Annotated in this window: 21 protein-coding genes; 14 read left to right on the top strand and 7 right to left on the bottom strand. The window is 57.5% G+C overall.

The window, feature by feature from the left end; translation table 11 throughout:
• Positions 1-44: 44 nt before the first annotated feature.
• The 3 genes from MUN80_RS25615 to fbaA all read right to left on the bottom strand — a co-directional run bounded on the left by MUN80_RS25615 (position 45) and on the right by fbaA (position 3,959).
• Complete coding sequence (locus MUN80_RS25615; protein WP_244717874.1) at positions 45-1,475, bottom strand: carbohydrate-binding protein; 1,431 nt, start codon at positions 1,473-1,475, stop codon at positions 45-47.
• A gap of 559 nt (positions 1,476-2,034) precedes the next feature.
• Entirely contained in the window at positions 2,035-2,568 is a 534-nt protein-coding gene (locus tag MUN80_RS25610; protein WP_244717872.1) for a TetR/AcrR family transcriptional regulator, read from the bottom strand.
• Between the two features lie 305 nt (positions 2,569-2,873).
• Entirely contained in the window at positions 2,874-3,959 is a 1,086-nt protein-coding gene (fbaA, locus tag MUN80_RS25605; protein ID WP_244717869.1) for a class II fructose-bisphosphate aldolase, read from the bottom strand.
• A gap of 308 nt (positions 3,960-4,267) precedes the next feature.
• Here fbaA and MUN80_RS25600 point away from each other — a divergent pair, with 308 nt between their 5' ends.
• The 5 genes from MUN80_RS25600 to MUN80_RS25570 all read left to right on the top strand — a co-directional run bounded on the left by MUN80_RS25600 (position 4,268) and on the right by MUN80_RS25570 (position 9,347).
• Positions 4,268-5,317, top strand: coding sequence for a LacI family DNA-binding transcriptional regulator (locus tag MUN80_RS25600; protein ID WP_244717866.1), 1,050 nt, complete (start codon positions 4,268-4,270; stop codon positions 5,315-5,317).
• 106 nt (positions 5,318-5,423) lie between these two features.
• Positions 5,424-5,735: a hypothetical protein gene (locus MUN80_RS25595; RefSeq protein WP_244717864.1), complete on the top strand. Its 312-nt coding sequence runs from the start codon at positions 5,424-5,426 to the stop codon at positions 5,733-5,735.
• A gap of 290 nt (positions 5,736-6,025) precedes the next feature.
• A complete protein-coding gene (locus MUN80_RS26165) occupies positions 6,026-6,862 on the top strand; it encodes an outer membrane beta-barrel protein (protein ID WP_311136260.1) in 837 nt (278 codons plus the stop codon).
• On the top strand, positions 6,778-7,746 hold the full coding sequence (locus MUN80_RS25575) for an OmpA family protein (RefSeq protein ID WP_311136259.1): 969 nt from the start codon (positions 6,778-6,780) through the stop codon (positions 7,744-7,746). The genes MUN80_RS26165 and MUN80_RS25575 overlap by 85 nt, the downstream gene beginning before the upstream one ends.
• 263 nt (positions 7,747-8,009) lie before the next feature.
• A complete protein-coding gene (locus MUN80_RS25570) occupies positions 8,010-9,347 on the top strand; it encodes a carboxylesterase family protein (RefSeq protein ID WP_244717861.1) in 1,338 nt (445 codons plus the stop codon).
• A gap of 720 nt (positions 9,348-10,067) precedes the next feature.
• On the opposite strand, the gene MUN80_RS25565 is transcribed toward MUN80_RS25570, so the two are convergent.
• Entirely contained in the window at positions 10,068-10,241 is a 174-nt protein-coding gene (locus MUN80_RS25565; RefSeq protein ID WP_244717859.1) for a hypothetical protein, read from the bottom strand.
• Positions 10,242-10,330: 89 nt separating this feature from the next.
• On the opposite strand from MUN80_RS25565, the gene MUN80_RS25560 reads away from it, so the two are divergent.
• Entirely contained in the window at positions 10,331-10,906 is a 576-nt protein-coding gene (locus tag MUN80_RS25560) for a Crp/Fnr family transcriptional regulator (RefSeq protein ID WP_244717856.1), read from the top strand.
• Positions 10,907-11,252: 346 nt separating this feature from the next.
• On the opposite strand, the gene MUN80_RS25555 is transcribed toward MUN80_RS25560, so the two are convergent.
• Genes MUN80_RS25555 through MUN80_RS26300 form a run of 3 tightly spaced genes read right to left on the bottom strand, consistent with a single transcriptional unit; the run spans position 11,253 to position 14,284 of the window.
• Complete coding sequence (locus tag MUN80_RS25555; RefSeq protein ID WP_244717853.1) at positions 11,253-12,572, bottom strand: site-specific integrase; 1,320 nt, start codon at positions 12,570-12,572, stop codon at positions 11,253-11,255.
• 10 nt (positions 12,573-12,582) lie between these two features.
• A complete protein-coding gene (locus tag MUN80_RS25550; RefSeq protein WP_244717850.1) occupies positions 12,583-13,509 on the bottom strand; it encodes a hypothetical protein in 927 nt (308 codons plus the stop codon).
• A gap of 34 nt (positions 13,510-13,543) precedes the next feature.
• On the bottom strand, positions 13,544-14,284 hold the full coding sequence (locus MUN80_RS26300; protein WP_511181486.1) for a LexA family transcriptional regulator: 741 nt from the start codon (positions 14,282-14,284) through the stop codon (positions 13,544-13,546).
• A gap of 359 nt (positions 14,285-14,643) precedes the next feature.
• Here MUN80_RS26300 and MUN80_RS25540 point away from each other — a divergent pair, with 359 nt between their 5' ends.
• The 8 genes from MUN80_RS25540 (at position 14,644) to MUN80_RS25505 (ending at position 19,302) form a co-directional block, all read left to right on the top strand.
• Positions 14,644-15,003 (top strand): hypothetical protein, encoded by a 360-nt coding sequence (locus MUN80_RS25540; RefSeq protein ID WP_244717845.1) that lies wholly within the window; start codon positions 14,644-14,646, stop codon positions 15,001-15,003.
• Complete coding sequence (locus tag MUN80_RS25535; protein WP_244717842.1) at positions 15,003-15,230, top strand: hypothetical protein; 228 nt, start codon at positions 15,003-15,005, stop codon at positions 15,228-15,230. Before MUN80_RS25540 ends, MUN80_RS25535 begins: the two co-directional genes overlap by 1 nt.
• Positions 15,231-15,238: 8 nt before the next feature.
• Positions 15,239-15,652 carry a hypothetical protein gene (locus MUN80_RS25530; RefSeq protein ID WP_244717839.1) on the top strand — a complete coding sequence of 138 codons (414 nt, stop codon included), beginning with the start codon at positions 15,239-15,241 and terminating at the stop codon, positions 15,650-15,652.
• A 30-nt stretch (positions 15,653-15,682) separates the two neighbouring features.
• Positions 15,683-15,913: a hypothetical protein gene (locus MUN80_RS25525; protein WP_244717837.1), complete on the top strand. Its 231-nt coding sequence runs from the start codon at positions 15,683-15,685 to the stop codon at positions 15,911-15,913.
• Complete coding sequence (locus MUN80_RS25520; protein ID WP_244717834.1) at positions 15,913-16,128, top strand: hypothetical protein; 216 nt, start codon at positions 15,913-15,915, stop codon at positions 16,126-16,128. The genes MUN80_RS25525 and MUN80_RS25520 overlap by 1 nt, the downstream gene beginning before the upstream one ends.
• 76 nt (positions 16,129-16,204) lie before the next feature.
• Positions 16,205-17,191 (top strand): hypothetical protein, encoded by a 987-nt coding sequence (locus tag MUN80_RS25515; RefSeq protein ID WP_244717831.1) that lies wholly within the window; start codon positions 16,205-16,207, stop codon positions 17,189-17,191.
• A 64-nt stretch (positions 17,192-17,255) separates the two neighbouring features.
• The gene (locus MUN80_RS25510) at positions 17,256-18,323 is read left to right on the top strand and encodes a phosphoadenosine phosphosulfate reductase domain-containing protein (protein ID WP_244717828.1); all 1,068 of its coding nucleotides are present in this window, start codon (positions 17,256-17,258) and stop codon (positions 18,321-18,323) included.
• Complete coding sequence (locus MUN80_RS25505; RefSeq protein ID WP_244717825.1) at positions 18,316-19,302, top strand: 3'-5' exonuclease; 987 nt, start codon at positions 18,316-18,318, stop codon at positions 19,300-19,302. Before MUN80_RS25510 ends, MUN80_RS25505 begins: the two co-directional genes overlap by 8 nt.
• The last annotated feature ends 1 nt before the right edge of the window (position 19,303 follow it).

Raw genomic sequence — 19,303 nt, 5'->3', positions numbered from 1 at the left:
AGGCTGCCCGCCGGGGCAGCCTGCTACAGGCTAACTAGAAGAGGTTATTTGCTGAAGCGGCGAGTCAGCTTCTGCTGGTCTTTAGTGACGATAACCAGGGTATAGAGCCCGTTTTTGAGGCTGGCCACGTCTAGGCGTCCATTGCTCAGGGCGCCACTGGCTACTACTTTGCCCCGGTCATCCACAATCTGGTACTGGCTGCCACTCAAATCCTGCTCCGATTGGATATTCAGCTGTTTGGTAGCCGGGTTGGGGTACACATTGAGCTCGGCTGCCAGCGTCGCAGCAGTGGCCGGGGCCGCCGTCCGGGCTGCACCCGACTTGGTAATCCGGATCCAGTTCAGATTCCAGCCCCCGGCTTGGGCAAACACGCCGAAGTTGTAAGTGCCCGCATTGACATTTACGGTCTGGGAAACAGTAGTCCAGTTCTGCCAGCCGCCGGTAGCCGGAATGGCCACGCTGCCGAGCTGAATGGCGCCGGCGTTCAAATCGGCCGAAACCCGGCCGCCGCTGGCCCCGCTGGCCACGCGGTACTCAATGGTATACGTACCCGAAGTCGGGAAATTAATGCTGTTGTAGGCCATCCAGTCGTTGGTGTCAATCCAGCCCACGTCCTGCCCGCCACCCGTATCCGAGCAGCCTTCCAGCTGCACGCCGCTCATGGCGCTGTAGTTTTCGGCCTGAATAGTGAGGGATGAGGTAGTTGGCGGGGGCGTGCTGGTTTTCTGGTACACCCGCACGTAGTCCACAAACATGGTAGCCGGCAGCTTGCTTTCGTCCACGGTCTGCCCGGGCCAGTTGCCAGCTACGGCTAGGTTCAGGAGTAGGAAGAACGGCCGGTGAAACTCCTCGGTGCTGCCGGTGTTGTTCTGAATGCTCATGACGTGGTACTGCACCCCATCCAAAAACCAGCGGATGGAGCTGGCGTCCCACTCCACAGAGTACACGTGAAAGTCAGCGGGCGTAGTGGCTACGCTGCCGCCATACTCGGCGTGGCCGTTGCTGTCCCAGTGCGGCGTGCCGTAGATTTTGTTTTCGGCATTAATGTGCTCCATAATGTCGATTTCGCCGCAGGCGGGCCAGCTAACCTGGTTGATGTTGCCCCCCAGCATCCAGAAAGCCGGCCACAGGCCCTGGCCCATCGGCATCTTGATGCGGGCCTCCATCTTGCCGTAGGTAAACTCCTTGAGGCCTTTGGTAATCATGCGCGAAGAGGTATAGGGCATACCACCCACGGTTTCCTTCTTGGCCGTAATCTGGAGCACGCCATTGACAACGGTGGCGTTGGCCCGCTGGTAATATTGCTTTTCGTTGTTGCCCCAGCCGCCGCCGCCGGTTTCAAACACCCAGCTGGAGCTGATGCTGCCATTGAACTCATCGGCCCAGACTTGCTGATAAGTTTGGGCTTTAGCCGGAACGTGGCACAATGCCAGGAAAGCCGCGGCGCGCCACAGCGTAGTAAAGGTCTTTTTCATGATTGGTGGGATTGGAAGTGAAAGGGAACAGACGTGCGGAACCTGGCCAAGCATTAAGGCCAGGCGGCGGAGTAAACTCAGAAACTGAAGGGGGAGTGCTTAGCGACGGCGCGAGCAATAGGTGAAGCTGCGCGAAAGAGAAAAACGGTCGGTAGCAATAGGGGCGGGGTAGTCAAATATACCTTTTTCGGCCGGCTAAAAGCAAGCTGCTAAATAGGTTTAGCAACCGGCAACGAGTCTGCCAAAGGCCATTTACACGCTTAGAGCACACCTTCTTTTTAGGCTTTCACTGGGAAATCAAGCTGGATTCCCACTTTTAACGCACACGGCACTGCGGTTAAAAAACACGCAAAAAAAATTGTGCAGCGAGTATTATTATTGATATAATTTTAAAATATGCGTTACAATAGTATAAATACAGCAATAATATCCTCTTTCAGTACTTAGTCTAATACGGGCTGAGGATGGAGTACCACCAACGACAAACGAGGCCGGACCACTCTCGGTCCGGCCTCGTTTGTCGTTGGCCTATGACGGCCTTATTGGGCCGCTTGGAATACTACGCCTGGTCCTGGTACTTGGACTTGATGAAGTCCAGCATTTCCTGAATTTGCTCGTCGGTTTTCTGGGCCTGAATCTTCCACAGCGCGTCGATGAGCAGCAGCAGTAGGCTCACTTCCTTGTCGGGCTCCTGGTAGCGGAGCTTCACGAAGGCGCGGTGCAACAGGGCCGGCACCGGCTGCAAAAACCGCTCGTGTTGCTTCTGAGCTACTTCACTGTTGGTCAGCCGCGACTGAAGCTTCCAAAAATAGGGCTCTTCCTTTACCAGCTTGTAGGGCAGTTCAATCACGCTGTGAATCAACCCCAGCGGGTCGCGCTCCTCAAGCCAGCCCCGGTTGGCTTCGATGATGCGCTTGTAGCCGTTCTTGATAATAAACTCCAGGAGCTGTTCCTTGGAGCCGAAATACTTGAAGATCAGGGCTTCCGAAACACCAGCCTCTTTGGCAATGAGCTGCGTGGGTGTGTGCTCGAAGCCCTTGTCGCCGAATAGCTGCAATGCTACCTGGGCAATATGCTGCTTACGGTTGGTCATGGGCGGTTCTGTTTGGACGGGAAAATCCCGACGGGGCTGCGGGGGCAGGTGAGGTAAGGGGGCTGAGTATCAAAACGCCACTGGTCCTTGACAACCAGCTACTGGCAGAGCGGAGCCGGCAAGGGGCCGAATAACTCCACAAATCTATTAATCTGTGACTAGCTAATCACAACCATAGATGGGCAAAAATGGAATTGTTTTCCCAGCAACCCCCTCTGTATAGATAGCACTAGTACAAAAAAAGCCCCCGCAAGGTTTTGCAGGGGCTTTTCCAGAAGGGGTATTGACGCTAAACAGGCAATAAACTAGGGACGGCGGTTTACGGCATTCAGATCTTCGAAAGCCTGCTTGAGGCGCGCTACGAAGGTTTCTTCGCCTTTACGCAGCCACACGCGCGGGTCGTAGTACTTCTTGTTGGGCGAGTCGGCCCCGTTGGGGCTGCCGATCTGGCCTTGCAGGAAGGCTTCGTTCTGCACGTAGTAATCTTTGATGCCTTCCCACAGGGCCCACTGCAGGTCGGTGTCGATGTTCATCTTGATGGCACCGTAGCTGATGGCCTCGCGGATTTCCTCCTGCGACGAGCCCGAGCCGCCGTGGAATACGAAGTCGATAGGCAGGGCTTCCTCGATGTTGTGCTTCTGGCGCAGAAACTCCTGGGAGTTGTGCAGAATTTTGGGCTGCAGCTTCACGTTGCCGGGCTTGTACACGCCGTGTACGTTTCCGAAAGCGGCGGCAATGGTAAAGCGGTTGCTCACTTCGCTCAGTTGCTCGTAGGCGTAAGCCACTTCCTCGGGCTGGGTGTAGAGCTTGCTGGAGTCTACGTCGGAGTTGTCGACGCCGTCTTCCTCGCCGCCGGTTACGCCCAGCTCGATTTCCAGCGTCATGCCCATTTTGCTCATGCGCTCCAGGTAGCGCTTGCAGATTTCGATGTTCTCCTCAATCGGCTCCTCCGACAAGTCCAGCATGTGGGAGCTGTAGAGCGGCTGACCGTACTGGGCGAAGTGCTTTTCGCCGGCCGTGAGCAGGCCATCAATCCAGGGCAGGAGCTTTTTGGCGGCGTGGTCGGTGTGCAGAATCACGGGCACGTCGTAAAGCTCGGCCATTTGGTGCACATGCTGAGCCCCCGAAATGGCGCCGGCAATGCTGGCGCGCTGGTCGCCGTTGGGCACCGATTTGCCGGCGAAGAACTGGGCTCCACCGTTCGAAAACTGGATGATAACCGGCGAGTTAAGCGCCTTGGCCGTTTCCAGCACTGCATTAACCGTATTGCTGCCCGTCACATTGACGGCGGGCAGGGCAAAGCCCTGGGCCTTGGCTACCTTAAACAGGGATTGAACTTCGTCGCCGTGGAGCACGCCGGCGCGCAAGCCGGTAAGCGTTGATTCTGCCATTGAGGGAGAGAAATTAGGGTACGAAAGGAGAATGGGAATGGGGAAGAGCGAGGTAAGCAGCGGGGCCTGGCGCGGGGCAGGTGCCGGGGCCGAAGCGAGCTTCGCCGCCGGAGCACCCCGCACCGGGACCATCGGGTTCGGCAGCTAGGCTACTTGGCAAACCAGGTAAAAACGGCCGAAAGCTTCGGGGCCGCTGAGCCCCGGAACTGGGCTAAAGATAAGGCAGAATTCATACACGCGTGGGTTTTGCTGTGAAATTGGCTCTATCTTGAGCCGCGGTATCTGTCCAACCAATTCTTTCCACCTGCATGGCAAACCGTCGGGCCTCCATAACTGATTTAGCTAAAGCCCTGAACCTGTCGGCTTCCACCGTGTCGCGGGCCCTGGCCGACCACAACGACGTGAGTGAGGCCACCAAGGAACGGGTGCGGCAGGCGGCCCAGGAACTCAACTACCGGCCCAACCAGCTGGCCGCTGCCCTGCGCCGCGGCCACAGCAAAACCCTGGGCGTGCTGGTGCCCCATATTACCGGCAACTTTTTCCCCCACGTCGTCCACGGCATTGCCACCGAAGCCAGTAAGTCGGGCTACAACGTGCTGATCTGCCAGTCGGACGAGGATGTGCAGCAGGAAAAAAAGAACATCGACCTGTTTATGAACGCCCAGGTCGAAGGTATTCTGGTGTCGTTGGCCAATACCACCCAGGACTTCACCCACTTCGACGAGGTCAAGAACCAGCGCCTCCCGCTCGTGTTTTTCGACCGGATCATCGAAGGTTTCCAGGGACCCAACGTAAGTGCCGTCGTGCTCAACGACTACCTGGGGGCCTACCAGGCCGTGTCCCACCTGATTGAGCAGGGCTGCACCCGCATTGCCATTTTCAGCGGCCCGCTGCACGTCAATATTAACAAGAACCGCTACCAGGGCTACCTCGACGCGCTTCAGGCCCACGGCCTGCCCCTGCGCCGCGAGTACGTCTCGCACCACGCCGACATCAACCTGAAAAGCGGTACCCAGGCCATGCGCAAGCTGCTCAAGCTGAGTGAGCGGCCCGACGCCGTATTTGCCTCTAACGACCTGGCCATTGTGGGGGCCATGCAGGTAGCCAAGGAACAGGGCCTGCGCGTGCCCAAAGACATGGCCCTGATTGGCTTCAGCAACGAGGCCTTCACCGAACTGACCGAGCCCCGGCTGACTTCCGTCGACCAGCGCAGTGAGCAAATGGGCCGTACTGCCGTGCGCCTGCTACTCAAGCTGCTCAAGCGCCCGGCTACGGCTACCCCCCTGAAGCCCGTGGTACTGGAGCCCAAGCTGATTATCCGCGAATCGTCGGTGCGGCTGGCGCGGAAGGCAGGCTAATGCATGCCCTAGTGGTATGTCACAGTTGGAAGTAGGTTGACCTTGCTGGTCAAAGCATTGGGAAATAGGTTTGGGCATCCATCTACCATCTTATTTCCCGGTTTCTATGAAAACAATAGGTCGGTTACTGCCCTTGGCAGCTCTGCTCGTGTGCAATGCTCCCGTGGCCGTGGAGGCAGCAGCTCCAGTGTCTACTTCTGCGGCCTCGGTGGCGGCTCGTGGAAACTTCATTGATACCTACGTCAAGATTGCCGTGCGCAATTACGCCGCCGCCAACAATCTGCCCCAGGTGACTTACGTCTACGATAGTCAGACTGACTTCCGAGTGTACAGCGCCGGGGTGTTGGTCGACTATGGCTATGCCGACCTTCAGAGCGACGGTACCTACGATGTCTATATCGGCGGGGTGCTCTACTAAAGCGTCTGCGCTAAGGCTCCCGCAAAGCAGCTCTGACCTTCTTGGTCGGAGCTGCTTTTTTTCTGGTGCTACTAGGGGGTAGCCGGTATTCGGCTGGAATTAGGTTAGAGCGAAAGGCGTAAGTCCTCGGAGGTAGCACAAAAAGTCGGGGAAGATGTCGCCGCAGCGCCCGGGTTTGCCGTAGAGTTAGTTGCGGAATAACTGTATTATTAGGGCCATTTTTCCGGCTGGCAGCTATTGCGTATACCCTCGTTGGTTTTCCGCTTCGGTGTACTTGCGCCTTTTACGATATGAAGCACTTTTTACGACGTTTCCCGTTCATAGCCATAGCGTTGGTTCTGCTGGCCTGCCCGCCCGCGGCCCAGGCCCAAACCGCCGAGCGCCGCACCGGCCTGGGGCTGGTGGCCAACGGCCTGCAGTACCAGGGCGACTTTGGCTCCGACTACTGGAAGTTGGACAATACCCGTATTGCGCCCGGCCTGATGATTAATCAGTATCTGGGCAAGGGCCTGGACTTGAACAGCCAGCTTTTTTACGGTGAGCTGACCGGCCGCCGTAGTCCTGATACCCATTTTACGACCACGCTGATTAACGTAAATCTGGGGTTCAAGCTTAAGCTCAACAACGGTTGGGCACTCAAGGAAAATAGCTTTATCCAGCCTTACCTGCTGGCTGCGCCGGGCTTCACTTACGCCAGCCGGGCCGGGCAGTTTGGCGGCTCCCGCATCGACTTAGATAAAGGCTACCTCGATTTGTTTGCCGCCGCCGGTATCAGCCTGCGCCTTGGGCCCGGTGTGAGCTTGTTCGTGCAAAGCGGGCAGCACCTGCCGCTCAACGCCAACCTGGATGGCACGGTAGAGCAGGCCACGCCCCGCTGGGCCGACCGGTTTTTGCAGCACAGCGTCGGTTTAACATTTAACCTGGGCCAGGCCCTGGATATGGATGAGGACGGCGTGTCCGACCGTCTCGATAAATGCCCCAATACCCCGGCCGGCGTGACCGTGGACGAAAAAGGCTGCCCCGCGACGGTGACGAGGATGGCGTGCCCGATTACCTCGACGCCTGCGCTACCGAGGTCGGCGTGGCCGAACTGCGCGGCTGCCCCGATAAAGACAGCGACGGCGTAACCGATTCGGAAGACAACTGCCCCGACATTGCCGGCTCCATCGACCGGCAGGGCTGCCCCGACGCCGACAGTGACGGCATCATCGACCCCGACGATAAGTGCCCCGACACGCCCGCCGGGGCCACCGTGGATGTCTCGGGCTGCCCGGTAGCCGGCGCTACCGACAGTACCGCCGTGACGCCAGCTGCCCCGGCCTCGGCCAGCAATGATAACGACGGCGACGGAGTACTCAACGCCCGCGACCGGTGTCCCAATAGCGCTGGCCCCGCCAGTAACGGCGGCTGCCCCGTAATCAAGGCGGAGGTGCGCCGGAGCCTACAGGCCGCCACTCGCTCCATTCGTTTCGAATCCAACAAAGCCGTGCTGCTGCCATCCTCATATCCCACACTGGATGCCTTAGTGCCGGTTTTGAGCCAATACCCCGACTACTCCCTCAGCATTGCCGGCCACACCGACAACAAAGGTCCAGCTGCCTTCAACCTGACGCTTTCGCGGGAGCGGGCCGCCGCCGCCCGGCGTTATCTGGTAGAAAAAGGAGTAGCTGAAAGCCGAATTGACACGCGCGGCTACGGTACCCGTTACCCCATAGTCAGCAATGCCACCGAAGCGGGTCGGGCCCGCAACCGCCGCGTAGAATTCGACCTGTTCGTGAGCTCCGGTACGAATTCGGCCCAGCTCAAATACGGCGCGGCGCCGACTAAAGCACCAGCCAAACCTGCCAAAGCCACGCCGGCTCGGAAAAAGCCGGCCACTAAACAGTTGGTGCGGCCTCGGAAAGTAGCTCCCAAAGCGGGTACCCGTAAAGTGACGCGGTCCGCAAGTGCCCCTCAAAAGCCAGCGGCTCCCAAACCTGCCGTTCGCCGCGCTGCTCCGCCGCGTAGCTGACCGCTTGAGCTGTTTGTTATTACGAAAAAGTCCCTCGGCTGCCAGCCAGGGACTTTTTTCGTGCAGTTTTGTGTCGCTGCCAATTACAGCGGCACGATGTACTTGGTCAACAGCTTCCGGCAAGGCACTGGTTTTAAAGAAAGCTGGAACTGTGGAGCGGGTCACTACCATTGCTACAAAACAACCGTCGGCGGTAGGCGTGTACCACCGGGGCACTTGCCACGTAGTACTGCCCACTTGGCCTAGCCACCCTACTTTCCGTTATGACTTCTGCTGCTTCTGTTCACTTTCACGCGCCGGCCGGACACATTATCGGGCGGCACGATGGGGCCGTCCTACGGGCTACCGGTATTCGCTACGCCCGCGCCGTGCGGTTCCAGCTGCCGGTAGCCGAGCTTCCCGCTACTGCCCCGATTCAGGCTACTTCGCCCGCTCCGGCCTGTCCGCAAGTAGCCGATTCTTTGCTGGCTCCGGCCCTGGGTAGCCTTTTTGCGGGCATGACCTACGACGAGGACTGCCTGCGCCTTTCGGTAACGCGTCCGGCCGAGCAGTACCCGGATGAGCAGCTACCGGTCATCGTGTGGGTACACGGCGGTTCCTACGTGACTGGTGCTGGCGACTTGGCCGTGTATGATCCAGGCACTCTGGTAGCGGAACAGCGCGTCGTGTTTGTGGCCGTAACGTACCGGCTGGGACTGTTGGGCTTTTTGGGGCAGGAAGGAGGCACGCCGCCCAATCTGGGCTTGCTGGATTTACTGGAAGCCCTACGTTGGGTGCAACGCAACATCTCGGCCTTTGGAGGCCATCCGGAGATGGTAACGATGTTCGGGCAGTCGGCCGGCGCCGACGCCATTGCTCACCTGATGGTAGCCGAAGGCGCCCAGGGCTTGTTTAAGCGCGTGATTCTGCACAGTGCCCCGTTGGGGTTGTCGCGCAACCGCCGCGCCATGAGCCAGGCCATGGCCCAGGCGGCGGGTACCTTCGGGCCCACTGCGACTATCGACGAAGTCTTGGCCCGCGAAAGCACCGTAACGCAGGCTGCCCGGCGGTTTGGCCTGAAAAGCGGTATGCCCTTCGGGACCCAGTACGGTGCCCATCCGCTGCCACACGAGGCCGATATGGATACGTCCTGGCGGGCCGCGGCTTCCCGCGTGGATGTGCTGATTGGGGCAACTGCCGAAGAAACCCGGTTTTTCGCGGTACTCGACCCCAAGTACCGCCGCTTGCTGAGTTTGCCCCTGGTGGGAAGGCTGCTGTCCCGGCCATTGGTAGCCATCAGTTCGCGCTTGGTTTATTTGAAAGCTACCAAAGCGTTTGCACGGCGACATGCCCAAGCCGGAGGCCGCGCCTACCACTTTTCGGTGTTATTCCGGCCGCCCGGCAGCGAGTTTGGTGCTGCTCATACCATCGACTTACCTCTGCTGCTGGGTACTCAGGCCAGTTGGTCGTTTGCGCCAATCCTGGGCCGGGCTACCTGGGAGCAGGTGCAAGAAGCTGGCCGGCAGGTTCGCCAGCTCTGGGCCGATTTTGCTCGCACCGGGGTGCTGCCTTCCCAAGTAGAAATTCCCGGTGTGCTGCGGCTGCGGCAGGTAAAGGAATAGTTTCGTTGGCTTTATGGCCGAAGGGCAACCGGCTGTGCAGAGGGTAACATAAGGCCAGTGGCGGTAACCATAGGTTCCTCACGAATATGCTGCAAGCTTGTGCTTAGGGGGTAGCTGTTATTATCACTCAGGCTATCAGTAGGATCAATCCGCACTCTTTAGCTCATCCTCAGTATTATCGTCAAACTCATGCCAGTCGTTGAGCGGATACGGTGGGCCTGGGTCATCGGCCTCCGTAAACCAACGCTTTAATTGGTTGAGCCAATATATAAATTTTTGCATATAATAGAAAGCACCAGAATAGTAATTCTAACCGGTTAAAGATAGTATACCTATCTGTATGGTGCAGTTTGTTTGCTGTATTATCCTAAGCTCAATACTTTGTTTATGACCCACTAGCTAGGTTATACAGGCTGATATTTTGTTTAATTCAGCTAAAAACGCCGGTTTGCCTTCTACTCCAACGTCAACGCTTGCCATACGGTTATCTAGAGCGCGCTGATAAAGGCTGGTTTGCACTTTTTGCTGTGCAGTTTGAGCTGGTATTTCCTGTACAGCCTGCTACGAACCTTGTTAGCTAGAAGACCCTGATGTTGCAAGGTGCTGACTCGGCAGGTGAACTTGCTGTGGTGCGGAGCACTATCCGCCTGAACGCTAAATCTGGTATGATGCATCAGGTGCAACAAGGCTTCGCAGCATCGGCCCGGCTGGTAGCTAACCTTAGAGTTTCCGGGCGTGGCAGGCGGAGCAGTCCGCTGCGGTGGGCAGCAAATAGGCATGCTGGTCAATAGCATTATCCATTGCCTGGCGGAAAGCAGCAAGTAACTTTTCACGCTCGGCTGTTGGCATGTTTTGCAGTATCTGCTCAATGGCGGCCCGGTAGACGTGCGCCATGAAGTTTGGCCGGTAGGCAGCAAAAAAACCGTTATGTAACGCATCAAACGTCGCTTTCTCCGACGTGGAAATAGCGTCGCCCCCACGCCGTGGCGCGCAAGCAGGTAGTCTACGACGAAGGCGACGAGGCCGCACGGCTCTACTTCGTGCAGGCGGGCCAAGTGAAAACCAGTAAAAGCACCGCCGCCAGCAAAGCGCTGATTACGGGGTTGTACCAGGCCGGCGAGTTTTTTGGCTACAAAGCTCTGCTCGAAGGCACCGTTCACTCCAACTCGGCCGTGGCCGTGGAAGAGTCCGTGTTGCTCTACATCCCAGCCGACGACTTTACCCAACTGGTGCTGCACAATCCGCAGGTAAGCCAGCAGTTTGTGCGCCTGCTGGCGGGCTGGGTGCGAGAGCAGGAAGTACTGCTGCTGGATATGGCCTATAACTCCCTGCGTAAGCGCGTGGCCGACATGCTGCTGCGCCTGCACCAGAAAGAATGTGAGCTGGTGGCTTTAGCTCCGCATATCCATATTTCCCGCGACGATATGGCCGCGCTGGTCGCCACCGCGCCGGAGTCACTGAGCCGTACCCTAAGCGAATTTCGTCAGGCCGGAATCGTAGAGCTGAGCAGTAAATTTATCCAGGTCCTACAGCCCGAGAAGCTGCGTAGTGCTACCTGATAACGCAAGCAGCCACAGCCTGACGAGCATCTATCAACTCTGCTGTTGGCGGGAGCGGTAAAAGGATAATAGAACGCTGATATAAGAGGCTGTCCTAGTCAACTCCAGAAGTTGGAGATTTCCTAATCGGCAGATAACTGAAAGATAGTTGCTGTACCCCAGTAAATCAAAAAGGCCTCTAGCGTGCTGCTAGAGGCCTTTTCTGTGGTCGTATAAGAAGCCAGAACCCCCGGTAAGCTATGGCAAGTGGCGGTATAAAACGGCAAACTATGGCAAGTAGAGCCGGTTTTGTGCGCGGCGCTTTTGCCACACTTTACCGCACTGTATCATGCGTTGCCGCCAACCGTCACACACCAGAGGCATCGGTGTGCGTCGCGCGTAGATTCTGGAAAGCGGTCTTGGTGGCCGCGTGTCGCTTGGGCTCCCGGCTCTTGGCATAGCGTCGCGTGGTCTGGATGGCCGAGTGGCCCATGCTGTTCTGCACCTGACCCAGGTCGGCATTGCCGTCAAGCAGCAGCGTGCCGAAGGTATGGCGCGCCACGTGGCAGGTGATGAACTCCCAGTAGGGGCCGCGCCGCTCGATGCGGTGGGGCCCGCGCATGCGCACCTGCAGGATGGGCCGGTCCAGGCCTGCGGCTTTGGCCGCCAACTTGATCGAGGTGTTAATTTCCGTATTGGCCGGCACGCGCAGGTTGCCCTCGTAGCGCTGCCAGATTTCCAGGGCTACTTCGTCGAGGGCCACGCGGACCTTGGTTTTCTTGCGCCGGCCTTTGTGCTGCACGTACTCCAGGATATAGTCGCCATGGTCAAATACCACGTCGCTGGGCTGCATCGAGCGCAGGTTGCCGTAGCGCGGGCCCGTAAAGCACCCAAAGACGAAGATGTCGCGGATATGGGCCAGGTGCTCGGTGGGCATAGGTGCCTCGTAGAGCTGCATCACCTCCTCGAAGCGCAGCGGCTCAATCTCGACCTCGTAGGTGTACTCGTCGGTAAGCCAGGCGTAGGGGTGGCCGGCAAACTTGAGCAGTTGGCGTAGTGCCTGCACGTAGCGGCCCACCGTGTTGCTCTCTAGGCCAATGCCACCGTCCCGCCGGGGCGCTTCCTCGATCAGGTATTCGCACCATTCTTCCACGAAGGCTGAACGGCGCGTTTTGGGGTCAGGCAGAATGTCTTCCAGGGTGGCGCCGGGCCGGAAGGTTTCCCAGTGCGTCACGATGGGGTCCACCTTGCGTAAGTAGTTGTCCGAGTGCTTGGCTTTGTAGAACTGTTTCCACTCGGCGGCCACAGCCTCAATCGTGGGTGGGCCCACGGCCGCAACCGGAACAGGGGCAGGAGTGGGGCGGGCATCGTCCCGGGCCAGCATCCGCTCCCAGAGCAGCTCGGGCGTGAGCTGGTCCTTATGGAGCTTGGCCTGGTCCACGACTTCGCCGGCCCACTGCTCCAGCTTGTTGAGGTGGCTGTTGATGTCGTGGGCCTTTGGGTCCTTCTTAACGCGCTGCTTGTCGGTAAAATGGGCCGGGTCGCACTTCTTACCGGTACTCTTGCGCAGCACCAGGGTTTCTGAGCGGAAGGCGGCCGGGTGCTCTGGGAAGCGAATTTCTAGGTAAATAGCCCGCTTCGAACTATTCGCATAGACCTTGCTGTGGAGATAGAAGCGGATGGTCATTTTAGAAGTTCTATATATTTTCTTCAGGGGGCAAATTCATATTCACGCGTATTTCACTTATAAACAACTTAGCTATATTATCTATGTAATCTGTGAATGTATGGTCGCGTAAATACTTATCTGTCCAATTAAATCTACTAATAACATGTTGGTATATTATTGGTCTTACATTAGTGTATTGTGCCCAGCTTAATATGGCTCTTTGAGACACAAGATTTCTTACGAAATTTTTTACCTCTATTGGGGTGCCAATTATATTATCGGAATTTGGTATAGAGGTCGCTGCCTTTATTGATGAATTGTTTTGAGTAAGTGCAATGCTATTGTTAACCTGCTTGGTGAGCAATTCAATAGCTTCCGTAAGTCCTACTGTTTGTCGATTTATATCTGCAGGCTCAATTTGAATATCTGAAAAGTAGTCCAAATAAGGCTTGTACTTCGTTGGGCTTTCAGGCAAAGTGCTTAGGTAAGTATTTGTTATTCTCTTGCTTAATCTATTGATAAAGTCTTCTGTGTCGTAATATCTTAAGCCTTTGTCATACTTTTCATAAAATAGTTGATTCATATCAAAGGGGTAGTTGCCCTCGCCATCATAAATGATAATTAGTGGTTTCTTTGACGCTAAACGCAAGCCTAGTTCTAGCATTACGTTCGAGTTGAAGCTACTTACATCACATATTACTATGTCGTTACTGAAGATGTTTGTAATAATGTTTGCATGCATTACATTGCTAAATGAATTATCACTTACTATCTCGCAAGTAAAATTAGATTCGTTCGCTGCTTTTTTTACAAGATTAAGCACTTGTTGCCAATGTCCAGAAACATAGCCGGCTGTATCGCTTATCGGGATTATTACACCACAATGCCCTAGCTTTTCAGTCTTAGGCTCTGCTTCCTGATTTTCTGAAGAGGTATTTGCTTTCTTGCTTGTCATTTTGATTGGGTATTGAAATTATAATAAGTGATTGTTACCGTATCGGCACATCCACGCCCCGAATCACGCGCCACATCCCGTGAATGTCGTCGATGATGACTTCCTCGACGCCGCCCTCGGGATTGTCGGACTCCAGTAATACTTTGCCCGTGGACCGCAGGGTATTGTGCTTGATGCGCTTGATGACGAAGTGATGCTTGAAGATGACGATATACACGCCTGGCCGGGCGTCCTTCCAGTAGTCGGCGTTGGGCAACTCCTCTACCAGCACCTTCATACCCGAGCGCAACTGGGGCTCCATCGAATCGCCGTCGATGTCCACGACCAGGCCCTCATCGGGGTCGCCAGCCATGTGGATGACGGGGAATAAGGGTAAATCATTAAAGTTGAAGTCACTGGCATACGACTCCGCAATACCCGCCCGGGCGCCAAACTCTAACCTCCTGTAATACACAATCTCCTTCTTACTAAAGTGGCTGACGAACCGGGCATTGCTCTTGTCCGACATGAGAGGCCCTAAGGGATGATCCTGGGGATTCACATTCATAAGTGCAGCGCTGGGAACGGGATGCTTACCTGTCTCTATATACTCAGGACTAGTTTTATATATCTCTGCAAGCTTCGCAACTATAGAAGGCCGAATCTTGCTTGCATCGTCTGATTCGTAACGATGCACTGTTTGATGGCTCTTCCCTATTGCATCACCGACCTCCCTTAAAGTCAATTCCGCTAGTTCCCGGAGTTTCGTAAGGCGTTGAGCGCGTGAATTTGCCATGCTTTTTGTGTGATTTTGGAACAAACCAACACAAGATGGACCAATAAGGAAAGACATTTAACAACTTGTCCTTGTTTGGTCCGTTATAGTATCTATATTTGTCACACTGTATCACGTTTTACCGCCATGATAGACTCAGCACAAACCAAAAAGCACCCAGTTCGCGGCGAGGTAGATGCCGCAACCAAAGAAGCCATGAAGGACGAGCAGGATCGTCTTAGAAAGGAATTAGGTCGTCGGCCCTCGCTCAACGAAGTAGTAGCTATATGGCTAACTGAGCGGGCTAAACAGGCAGTTGCTGCTTAATTTTTTTTGTCTTTTTTGTAACGTCTTGTAACAATAATTAACATCATTTCACCATGAGCTTGCCCTCCACCAACCAACACCTCACCGCTCAGCCCGGCGGCACCCAGCCCGAACCCCACTGGGTGAAGATGCTCGAAATCAATGCCCGCGCTCAGGCCGATGCCGAAGTTCTGAACCGGCGCTATATCCAGAGCCCCAAGCAGACCCAGGGCCTCAACTACGATGACCGCCTGCACATCCGCCTGGGCTGCGGCAAGACCAAAGCCTACGAGCTGCTGAATGCCTACACCAATGGAGAGGAGGGAGGCTTGCGCCACGTGCGGGTCGGCAACAAGTACATCGTGACTGAGCAGGCGGTACGCGAGTGGTTCGGTGATTACGGGATGCAGGCATCCACCAGCAAGGCCGCCTAATGCACCTCACGGCTACCCCTGCCACCAACCGCGTCAACGGTGCCGAGCTGCGCTTCCTGCGCGAAGCTGTAGCCGCTACCACGACAGAGTGCCGCCGCGCTGCCATTCAGGCCATTGTGGTCTACGCGCACCTCCATTTCAACATGGACCTGACCGGCGAGGCCGCCTTTCTGCTGGCCGAAATGGACGCCGACACTTCCCAGCCCCGCCTCTCGGCCCTCAACTAGTCTTTCCCATGTCGCTCTCATCTGCTACCGCCTGCGCCCTGTGGTGCCCTGAGTACTTCAATAAGGCTGCTGTCATCGACTTCTGGTTGAACCACCCTGCAGTACCGGCTGAGGCTGCCGCAAAGACCCGCGCCGCGCTGCCCAAGTTCCTCTCTGCCCGCGTGGCCAAGTGCTGGCTCAACCTCTACTTCTTCTTAGAAGCCGCCCGCACCGCCGGCCCCCGCGCCGACCAGGCGCAGGTACTGGCCCTGCTGGAAGAACTGCGGGAGTCGGGAGTAGTGGAGAAAGAGGAACGGCTGGAGCTCAAGCCCAAGCTGCTGCGCAGCACCCAGGCCGAATTTGACTGGCACGCAGCCCGCATCCGCAAAGCTGTCGAGTACCGCCAACACGAACTACAGGCCCAGCACGAGGCCGCCGCTTAACTGAAATTTCACCCGCTCATTTCTTGCCAGATGATAACCCTGACTACTTCCACCAACCACGCCCGACGGGAAACCACCGTGACGGCCAAGACCGCCGCCGGCCACTTCCTCTGCGCTGAAACCTGGGTCGGTACCGGGGCGCGTGTGGCCGTTGCCCTGGCCCAGCACGTGCGCCGCTCGGCCGAGAACCTGGAGCGCCGCCTCAACATCGCCCAGGCCACTTCCTCCACCCAGGCCCGCCTGCTAGCCGAGCGCCTGTAATGGGAACCACCGCCATCCGCGCCGCTGCTATCCGCGCCAACCGCATTACGCTCGTGGTCATGTGCAGCCTGCTGCTGGCCCAGGCCTGCCACCGCGGGGCCTACACCCAGGACACAGGTACGAAGCACACCCGCCCGGCCTATAACAGGCCTGCTAAGCTGCGCACCAGCCTGAACGTGACGGACCCAGAGCAGGCCAACCCCACCCGACTGTAACAAACGAGGGCCGCCCTCTTGCCAGGGCGGCCCTCAAAACCCTACGAAGTAAGGCCGTTAGTGGCCACAAATTTACATGAACGAAGCGATTAAAACCAGCGCCGCTGTAACCCGCACCCCTGGCAAAGCCCTAGCGCCAAACCTGAAAACGCCCGACTCCTCATTGACTGTTGCCGCCGACTTAGCACGCTTCATCCAGGAGAATAAGCTTAGCTCCAATATTCAGGGCAAGGAGTACGTCAACGTAGAGGGCTGGCAGTTCGCCGGCTCTCGCCTAGGCATTATTCCCCGCATGGGCCTGGTAGAGGACCTGAGCAATGGAACCGAAATCCGCTTCCGGGCTACTGTGTCGCTCTACGACCTGCATAATAAAATCGAGCTGGGTGGTGGCGTAGCCGAGTGCTCGAATAAGGAGCGCACCAAGAAGTTTTACGAGAGCTATGCTATCTGCTCGATGGCCCAGACCCGTGCCGTGGGCAAGGCTTACCGCAACGTGCTGGCCTGGCTGATTAAGGCCGCCGGCTTCGAAGCGACTCCTTACGAGGAAATGACGGATGTAGTAGACGCTGGCACCAGCGCTGAAGTGGTAGAGGCCGCGCCCGCTGCGCGCCCTACCCAGCCGGCCGCCGCACCCGTGGCCACGCCGCCGGCTTCAACAACCGTCGTAGCACCCGCTGCCCCGGCCCCAAGTGGTGAACCCGAGCTGGTCGTGCGGGCCTCAGAAGAAGATATTCAGAAGCTGGAGCAGCTCATTGCCAGCCCACTGCTGGATGCCGAGGAGCGCACCAAATTGCTGAGCAAGCCCATCGACCAGCGGTCTGCCAAATGGGTTGCTGATACGCTTTCTAAGCTCATTGTCGAGATAGGACTGCGTGCTGACCCGAAGAAAGCCCTGGAAGCAGCCCGCAAGCAGTTGCGCACGGCTGCGGCCAAATACAGCAAGGAGATGGGTGAGCACGAGTACAATCGGCTGATGCAGCGCGCCCAGGCCCTGACGGCTAAGCCGGAAGAGTTGCGCGCTGAAGCCCGCCAGTGCCAGACCCAGTTTCAGGTAGCCGCCTAAATCCACATGCCCCGCTGCCGCTGGTGGCGGGGCTTTCTCGTGCCTATTCCAACGCATTGTACTCATGGAAGATACTAGCAAATCTTTTGGCCCAGCTTTCGAGGTGCCCGCTGTAATTCTAGCGGCACTGCAGGCGGGTGCCGACATGGTCTGGAGCCTTTCCGGTGGCAAGGATTCACAAGCACTAGTTATTGTCGGCGCTGCCTGGTTTCGCTTGATGGGCTTTCCCGGCCGGCAGTACATTGTGCATGCTGACCTGGGCCGTGCTGAATGGCCCCAGACTGCCGCCTTTGTCGAGAAGCTGGCCCAGCAAGTGGGCTTGCCTCTGGTCATAGTACAGCGAAAGAAAGGAGACTTGGTTGCCCGCTTTGAAGAGCGGATAGAGGCGACTCGCGCCACGGGTGCCCCATTCTGGCCCTCGGCCGAGTCTCGCTACTGCACCAGCCATTTGAAGGGTGGGCCTATTGACCAGGTACTGCGCAATCCAGCCCCGTTCTGGCCTTCCTCCGATAGCCGGTATTGCACCTCCGACCTGAAGCGCGGTCCGATTGATGGAGCGCTACGCTCGGCGGAGGTGGTTATTTCGGCCGAAGGTGTGCGGGCTGATGAAAGCCGGGAGCGAGCAAAGAAGCCTGTCGTAGAAATCCGGGCCAGCATCACAGCCAAGAGCACGGTCAAGCCCGAAGAGAACCTGGCCAGCATGAGCCCAGAGGATGCCCTGGCAGCACGTAACCCCGGTAAGCGGGTAGCCCTGAACTGGCGGCCTCTGCTCAACTGGAGCACCGAGGATATTTGGCGGGCCTGCGGTACCAGCTCGGCTGAGTTGGAAAAGCGGCAAGCCCTGTACCGGAATGGCCACCACCACCTGGCCCTTGATGGGTGGGTGGGGCATCCTGCCTACGTATTCGGCAACCAGCGCCTTAGCTGTGCTTTCTGTGTGTTGGGTAGCAAGAGCGACCTACTGAACGGGGCCCAACATAACCCGGAGTTGTACGCTCACTTGATTCAGTTGGAAATCATCGGTGATGCCACCTTTAAAAACAACTGGAGCCTAGCGGAGCTGCCCGTAACGGGCCGTGCGGCGCAGCTCCGGGATGAGGTGTTAGCGGGAAAGGAGCAGGCTAATGGCTAGCTACTTCAAACTGCGCACCGGCCTGGCCCGCGGCATCGACAACCCCACCGGCAACAAGAAGGTGTGCACCGAGAAGGTGGAATACTTCTGCCAGGATGCTACCGGCGTGTACTCGGTGAATGTCTACGAGGATGGCTTCGTCTACATGAGCCCGGTACCCAGCAAGCAACTATTGGCCAAGTACCCCAACGCCGTGCTGCAGGTGCCGGCCGAGGCCGTGCCCTGCTCGGCGGCCGAGTACGAGGCGGCCCACGCCCTGTTCGTGGTGGCCGAGGCCAAGCGCAAAGCCGAGGAGGAAGCCCTCAAGGCCCTGCGCAAGGGCATGAGCCGCAACCAGCACGCGGCCGAGGAAGCGCAGGTGGCCGAGCCCATCATTGCGGACATCGCGCGGATGGCGCCCATGCCGCACTTCCTCGACGACTTCACCGTCATCGACCTGGAATTTCAGATTAACGACTTGTTGGAGCTGGCCGCCATCCGCTACCAGAACTGGCAGCCGGTGGGCCAGGTGCAAAGCCTCGTGCGGTTTCGCGGCTCCATTCTTCCGCAAGTACACCGCATTACGGGCATTCGGGAGGCGGACGTGTGGAATGCTCCCGAGGAAAAGGCCGTGCTGCAACGCTTCAAGCAGCTGGCCGGCGACTCACTGCTGGTGTGCCACAACCTGAGCGCCGACCGCCGCATCCTCGAAGCCGCCCGCACCCGCTGTGGTGCCCAGCAGGCCCTGCCCAACGAATGGTTCTGCACGCTGGCCCTGGCCCGGCAGCGGCTGCCCGACGCCAAGAGCCATAAGCTGGGCGACCTGTGCACCCGCTTTGGCATTGCTGCACATGGTGCCCACCGCGCGCTGCGCGACGTGGAGATGTGCGCCGGCCTGCTCCAGCGCTTGCACCAAATGGAACCCGTCAACGGGCCGCTGCTGGCCAAAGCCAAAGGCAAGAAAGCCGCGGCTCACCCTTCACTTCCTTTTGCTGCTTAAG

The sequence above is a fragment of the Hymenobacter cellulosivorans genome, assembly GCF_022919135.1.
Taxonomy (GTDB): Bacteria; Bacteroidota; Bacteroidia; order Cytophagales; family Hymenobacteraceae; genus Hymenobacter; species Hymenobacter cellulosivorans.
The sequence above is the reverse complement of the archived record's forward strand: the minus strand, read 5'-3'. Positions and strand labels throughout refer to the sequence as shown.

What these genes read in the sequence shown, in the direction of transcription:
- MUN80_RS25555 (WP_244717853.1), bottom strand. Translation starts at nt 12,572, where the DNA reads ATGACCATCCGCTTCTATCTCCACAGCAAGGTCTATGCGAATAGTTCG.
- MUN80_RS25540 (WP_244717845.1), top strand. Translation starts at nt 14,644, where the DNA reads ATGAGCTTGCCCTCCACCAACCAACACCTCACCGCTCAGCCCGGCGGC.
- MUN80_RS25535 (WP_244717842.1), top strand. Translation starts at nt 15,003, where the DNA reads ATGCACCTCACGGCTACCCCTGCCACCAACCGCGTCAACGGTGCCGAG.
- MUN80_RS25505 (WP_244717825.1), top strand. Translation starts at nt 18,316, where the DNA reads ATGGCTAGCTACTTCAAACTGCGCACCGGCCTGGCCCGCGGCATCGAC.
- MUN80_RS25570 (WP_244717861.1), top strand. Translation starts at nt 8,010, where the DNA reads ATGACTTCTGCTGCTTCTGTTCACTTTCACGCGCCGGCCGGACACATT.
- MUN80_RS25565 (WP_244717859.1), bottom strand. Translation starts at nt 10,241, where the DNA reads ATGGCGCACGTCTACCGGGCCGCCATTGAGCAGATACTGCAAAACATG.
- MUN80_RS25525 (WP_244717837.1), top strand. Translation starts at nt 15,683, where the DNA reads ATGATAACCCTGACTACTTCCACCAACCACGCCCGACGGGAAACCACC.
- MUN80_RS25510 (WP_244717828.1), top strand. Translation starts at nt 17,256, where the DNA reads ATGGAAGATACTAGCAAATCTTTTGGCCCAGCTTTCGAGGTGCCCGCT.
- MUN80_RS26300 (WP_511181486.1), bottom strand. Translation starts at nt 14,284, where the DNA reads ATGGCAAATTCACGCGCTCAACGCCTTACGAAACTCCGGGAACTAGCG.
- MUN80_RS25520 (WP_244717834.1), top strand. Translation starts at nt 15,913, where the DNA reads ATGGGAACCACCGCCATCCGCGCCGCTGCTATCCGCGCCAACCGCATT.
- MUN80_RS25615 (WP_244717874.1), bottom strand. Translation starts at nt 1,475, where the DNA reads ATGAAAAAGACCTTTACTACGCTGTGGCGCGCCGCGGCTTTCCTGGCA.
- MUN80_RS25610 (WP_244717872.1), bottom strand. Translation starts at nt 2,568, where the DNA reads ATGACCAACCGTAAGCAGCATATTGCCCAGGTAGCATTGCAGCTATTC.
- fbaA (WP_244717869.1), bottom strand. Translation starts at nt 3,959, where the DNA reads ATGGCAGAATCAACGCTTACCGGCTTGCGCGCCGGCGTGCTCCACGGC.
- MUN80_RS25600 (WP_244717866.1), top strand. Translation starts at nt 4,268, where the DNA reads ATGGCAAACCGTCGGGCCTCCATAACTGATTTAGCTAAAGCCCTGAAC.
- MUN80_RS25595 (WP_244717864.1), top strand. Translation starts at nt 5,424, where the DNA reads ATGAAAACAATAGGTCGGTTACTGCCCTTGGCAGCTCTGCTCGTGTGC.
- MUN80_RS25515 (WP_244717831.1), top strand. Translation starts at nt 16,205, where the DNA reads ATGAACGAAGCGATTAAAACCAGCGCCGCTGTAACCCGCACCCCTGGC.
- MUN80_RS26165 (WP_311136260.1), top strand. Translation starts at nt 6,026, where the DNA reads ATGAAGCACTTTTTACGACGTTTCCCGTTCATAGCCATAGCGTTGGTT.
- MUN80_RS25550 (WP_244717850.1), bottom strand. Translation starts at nt 13,509, where the DNA reads ATGACAAGCAAGAAAGCAAATACCTCTTCAGAAAATCAGGAAGCAGAG.
- MUN80_RS25530 (WP_244717839.1), top strand. Translation starts at nt 15,239, where the DNA reads ATGTCGCTCTCATCTGCTACCGCCTGCGCCCTGTGGTGCCCTGAGTAC.